We start from the raw sequence: 5,706 nt of genomic DNA, 5'->3' as shown, positions 1-5,706 counted from the left end.
ATTGGTCACCGGAATAACGATTGCCTTGCCGGCGGAAAGCGGACTCCTAAGTCCGATATATGCAGTTGAGGTGCTTCCCGGTTCCAAGGCCAACGCCTCTACTTCCAATGAAGTTGAAAGACCATAAATATCAGCACCTAGCCCATGGCCATTGTTGGTATCCCAAGCAATAATATCTTCCCTTAACCCTGTATATTTATCCACAAAAGTCAACGTAGATGCCGCACCGGTGCCGGAGATTGCCGTACTGAAAACAACGGAACGGTCCGTTTCTGTCTGTGAACCCGTCCAATAAATCGTGTTCCCGGTGATGAAGGAACCCTCGATATCAATTTCATCGGTCAGGCCCAGGGCCGTATTGAAATCGATTTCCTTGATGGGGAGTCCCGATGTATTTCTATTGTACAAACGTAAGGTCTGATCTTCGTCGTCGCCGACCCACATGTAGTCGGCATCTATGGGAATTGCCGTCGAACCATCCGATGCAGCGGTATGAAAACGACTTGCTGCCGGATTACCGGCCGCAGCAGACGCCGCATATTGAATTGTATAGCTGCCCGAATTCGCCTCGGCATCTGTAACGGTCACGGTAATGGTACTCATGCCTACGCCTACTGGTGTAATTCTTAGAAGCCGATCTGCATCCGTTCCGCTAAGGGCAAGATTCGCATCCGGTACTACTGCGGGGTTACTACTGTTTGCCGTAACGCTAAGTCCCGCGATAGATGCAGCGGTATCGGCAATGGTAAAGGGGATGCCCAGATTGGCCGCCGGGTCGGTCGGGTCGTTGATGACACCGTTTGCAGAGCCCGAAACGGCCTCCGCCAAACGAAGAAAAGGGGTCAATGCCTCTACATTGACAATAATCGTCGGCGCATCGGCATTGGTTACCAATGGACCTTGGTTTCCCGGGGAAGCAACGGCGGGTATATCTGCGGCATCACCTCCGAAAGTCAACGTGGCAGCGGCTATATTGGTTCCGGGAGCGGCCGTTCCGTTTCCGGCACTACTAAAGGAATCGGAGACCAAATCAAAGGACTGCGCATCATTGGCATCGGTATCGGGATACGCTCCAGTGGCTACGGGCGTATTGCTATCCGAAGGCACACCCGCCCAAATAGTGACAGTATCGCCGCCGGCCCCAAGACTGGCACCATCGGTGTAACCTACTTCGATACCCGTCATTCTATAAGAAGGATCCCATACCGTGTTAAAAGCTATGGCATCTGCAACTGTTCCTACTACGACAATGACGCTTTCGCCCGGTTGTATAACCGTCAAGCCGTTAATGATATCCGCGGCTGTAGGATCGGCGGAATCGTCATCATAATACATATCGGCATCAACACCTGATACCCAGGCACCCGTCCCAAGGTTGTAAATTTCGAACCAATCTGCGGTAACATCATCACCGCTCTGGCCGGGCCATATCTCCGTAACCTGCAAATCAAAGGCCCCCGCGTTTATTTTTAAAGGGTTTATGGTTCCAAAGGTGTCCGTGCCTAGGGTAGGGTCGGCATCAAAAGCATCCGTGGCGAAAGCCGTGGATGCGGTATCATATATTTCACCATTGTCGGGATCAGTGACGGCATAAAGCTCCCCGGTGCTGCCCGATCTAAAAATAAGTCTTGGTTCATCACCTGTATAGTTGAAATCCGTTCCTCCAAGGTCTGCACCGTACACACTCGTCTCGTCCTCTGTGGCATCGGGCACTCCTATCGCGTCATAAATAGTGCCGAAGACGGAAATGTCATCCGCGACACCGTCATCATCGGTATCTATATCCGTAGTACCAATCACACCTGAAAAATCGGAGGAGAGCACTACGGTGAAGGATGGATTTTCCAAATCGGGAACCGAGACCGTAAGAAGTCCGTTGGCATCGAAAGTACCTGAAACCTGGGAAGCACGATCGACGACCCCTATTAGCCCTGCATCACTCTCAATGCTAACGACCCACCCCAAAAAGGGCTGTCCCGGGGCACCGCTGAGTTCAAACGTGGCAGGGTCTGGGTCGGCCCCTATCGGGTTGGGCTGAAATTCGCTGATCAACGCGCCCTGCCCCAGCAACATACCGGACGACAGAAGGAATAATAGTGTAAAGATCGATCGCGTAATTTTTGTCATGATGGCATATTTAAGTTTTGGCGTAATTGTTTCAATAATCTAAAAAGAATAGGATGCACTTGCTTACGAACTTTAGTGAACTTTCAAAGAGATAGGGTAATGATGTGGTAAAGTCCATTCGGAAGGCGATTTGCAACAATTTGCGAATATTTTAATAAAAGGTAAAGTATGCCCATTCTGGTCGGTTTTGGTTAGGGGCTGGAGCAAGGAAATTTGGATATAAAAATTATTTGGATGCCGTAAAATTAATAGCAAACCAGCTAATGAACTAAAGGAAAGCAAAAACTTGAAATAAGGTTAACCTTAACATAATGTTCGAAAACGGAGTGGGCTTGCCCCGAGGTTGTTTACTTAAGTTGCAAAAAAAGGGAACGGTAGATTATTACTCCCGGTAAATGGCCATCACAGGCGTATTGATATTCTTGATCAGATCTTCCGCAAGGCTATAGGTAAACAGGCGCTGGTAAAAATTACGCTTGTGATTGATCAGGTACACAATATCGATTTCATTTTCCGTACAATATGCCAATAGCGATTTTTTAATGTCAATGGAATCGATGGTCTTGAAGGCGACGTTGTGAAAGTCGTGAACTTTGAGCGACGCCTTGAACCGGTCCATCAAAGGAACGATGGAATCGCCATGGGCCAGATCAAAATGGACTACGTGCAATTTCGCACCGAAACTTTTCAATTGGGAAGTGAGATCTTCCAACGGCTCTTTTTCATCGTCGCGGTAGTCCACCAAAAATAGGATGTTGTTCAAGTTGCCGTCAAACTCTGCCTGGCTGGGCACTACAATTACCGGCTTGTTGATTTCGTCAAGTATCTTAACGGTATTACTTTCGGTGAACAGTTCGAACAGGCTATTTTTGGTGAGTTGAGTGCCCATGACCACCAGATCGATCTTGTCTTCCCGTTTAGCGGCATATTGGGTGAAGGTCTCCAAAAAACTCCCTTCGCGCACCACGTATTTGATCTTAATTTCGTTCAATCCCTTCTCGGCCACTATTTCCTCAAAAGGTAGAAAAGTCTTTTTCTTGCTCCTAAAATTCCTTATATCCAGCTCTTTATAAACCTCAGCAATATGTGGTTGTGCTTCTACATTCAAATCGAACGAGTGGAAGACGACAATCTTTGCGTCCATTTTTTTGGCGTATTCCAAAGCATATAAAAACGCGTTCATCGAAACTTCCGAGAAATCCGTGGGAAAAAGGATGCTTTCCATTCTAATTATTTAAAAGGATATTTCAAAATAGTCACTTAAACTTACTCCATATTAGACGATCTAGACCAAGGTTGCCAAATATTTTACCGTAAATACCAAAACGATACTGACTACAAGACCGAGAATGACCTTGGCGAGATCCATCCCTAAAGATCTGAACATTTTGACCCGCGCTTCGCTCCTACGTAGCACAAAGTTCAGGGCAATCTCACGCCCGGCCAAAATACCTATGAACACCCAAGTGGTGCTCATGGGTACGTTGTTCAATTCCTTAAAATAAAATAATATGATACCGTAGATGAAGTCGATGATGGTCGCGGAACGTATATCTACCGTATTGGTCTTCGATTTTATTATACTCTGTATGGCTCCCCCTTTTGTAGCGATGATATAGGCCAACATCAGCAAAATGACAACCAATGAAAATGTGATGGAGCCCAAGCTCATTTCCCGGGGCAGGTATACATAGATGTTAGCAAAATCTTGAATGAGCCATTGCGACCATAGAAACCCGGTGGAACACCATTGCAGCACCGTCCAGATTTGGGTCTCTTTGGGCGTTATCGGTTTTTCGATAAAGCGTTTTTCCAATAATTTGGATACGATGAGGTAGAGCACAATGGCCGCTGTAAAAGCGACCAGATATCCTGAAACGGATTTTATGACCATCTCGTTCAGGTTCTCTTCGTTGAAAAACGTTAGGATAAGAAAAGAGGTGCTAACAGGTATTCCTGTTCGGGTGAGCAGCATAAGCACGATGGGCGGCAACAGATAGTACCATGCGAAGGGGTCGGGCATCGGATACTTTCCCAGTCTGCCGTACGACACGTCACCGTCATAATAAACATACCCGTAGCCCAGGGTGGCGGCCAAAATACCGCCGGCAAAGAGCCACAGCACCCACCATTTTTTTCGTTCATTGCTGCTTAAAAAAGTCCCCAAGGTCTGAATGGTATCGTTGCCCACTACCGAGTAGGCGGCCATCACAAAACCTAGGTACATTACAACTACTTCGAAGTTCAATTTTAATTCCGGAATGGGTTATGCTACAAAGTAAGGATACAAAATGGCTTTCAACACGATACGTAACGTTATCAAATAGTTAGGTAATTAAAATACTTAGTTAATTAAAAGCTATAGGTTGGCAAAGGCCTCATAATCCAGTACCTATATTTCCGATATATCCCGGTAACAGCATGTTCTGTTCTTGATGAAGCCGCCTAGAGCGCTTCGACGGTTTTATTTACAATGATTTAAAATTCAGCTAAATATTTGATAGCCAAATCTTAACCTTGTTTAACTTTGGGATAATATCCATTTTGTTCTTTTGGGGCTCACTTAAAACCTAAGAACATGAAAAAAATGAATCTAGTGCCGATGGTCATCCTATCTATGCTTGTTGGATTTTCATCCTGCGACAAACTCGATGATTTCCTTGGCGGTGGTGGCAATCCCGATGAAGAGGATAAAGCACCTTTAGTTATTGCGCACAGGGGCGCACAGTCTATTTATCCCGAGCATACGCTGGAGGCCTATAAAAAGGCCATCGAACTCGGTGCCGATTATATCGAGCCCGATCTGGTGATGACCAAGGACAGTGTCTTGATCGCCCGCCACGAACCATTTATGTCCGGTACGACGAACGTGGCCGATCTGCCGGAATACGCACACCTAAAAACCACTAAAAATCTCGATGGCAAGGAGGTGACGGACTGGTTCGCCTCCGACTTTACCTTGGCAGAGATCAAGATGTTGCGCGCCAAACAAGCACGCTCGGATCGGTCGGACCAATTTGACGGCCTGTACGAAGTGCCCACGTTGACCGAAATTATTGCCTTGGCCAAATCGAAAAAAACCACTATGGGAGAGGCGGTAGGGCTTTATCCCGAGATGAAGCATCCCTATTTCCATAAGGCCTTGGGTTTTGGTATCGAGGATGCCCTGATGTCAGAACTTTCGGCTGCCGGGTTGGCCAATAAAAACGCCCCGGTCTTCGTACAGTGCTTTGAGGTCGCTCCATTACAATATATCAACGGGAAATACTCCGTAAAATTGGTGCAATTGATTTCCACTTGGGACGTAAAACCGGATGGTACTTTGGATTTTATTGTGCCTGAAGGGGAATTCATCTCCAACGCCGCCCCGTTCGATTTTTACGCTGACGGCGATACCAGAACCTACGAATATTTCACTACGGAAGCGGGAATGCGCTTTACGGCATCCTATGCCGATGGTATCGGCCCGTGGAAGCCTTTTATCATCCCCTTTGAAACGGATGCGTCAGGAACGATTACCGTTTTGCCCGCAACCGATTTCATTGACTTGGCGCACAAATATGACTTGCAGGTACACCC

3 protein-coding genes and 1 pseudogene are annotated in these 5,706 nt (G+C 46.9%); 1 reads left to right on the top strand and 3 read right to left on the bottom strand.

The genetic code is table 11. The annotated features are described in order from the left end of the window. The 3 genes and pseudogenes from ACEW8S_RS17845 to ACEW8S_RS17835 all read right to left on the bottom strand — a co-directional run. A pseudogene (locus ACEW8S_RS17845) lies at positions 1 to 2,127 on the bottom strand (hypothetical protein); the annotation flags it as partial. 382 nt (positions 2,128 to 2,509) lie between these two features. Continuing rightward, complete coding sequence (locus tag ACEW8S_RS17840) at positions 2,510 to 3,352, bottom strand: universal stress protein (protein ID WP_373519464.1); 843 nt, start codon at positions 3,350 to 3,352, stop codon at positions 2,510 to 2,512. Positions 3,353 to 3,412: 60 nt separating this feature from the next. Next, positions 3,413 to 4,375, bottom strand: coding sequence for a hypothetical protein (locus ACEW8S_RS17835; RefSeq protein ID WP_373519463.1), 963 nt, complete (start codon positions 4,373 to 4,375; stop codon positions 3,413 to 3,415). Positions 4,376 to 4,705: 330 nt separating this feature from the next. Here ACEW8S_RS17835 and ACEW8S_RS17830 point away from each other — a divergent pair. Next, positions 4,706 to 5,706 (top strand): glycerophosphodiester phosphodiesterase family protein (locus ACEW8S_RS17830; protein WP_373519462.1); only part of this gene is annotated, 1,001 nt, incomplete at its 3' end.

This window comes from Pricia sp., from assembly GCF_041745955.1.
Taxonomy (GTDB): Bacteria; Bacteroidota; Bacteroidia; order Flavobacteriales; family Flavobacteriaceae; genus Pricia.
This window is presented reverse-complemented; position numbering and strand designations above follow the sequence as displayed.

Coding starts and splice junctions, on each gene's coding strand:
- ACEW8S_RS17840 (WP_373519464.1), bottom strand. CDS start 3,352: ATGGAAAGCATCCTTTTTCCCACGGATTTCTCGGAAGTTTCGATGAAC.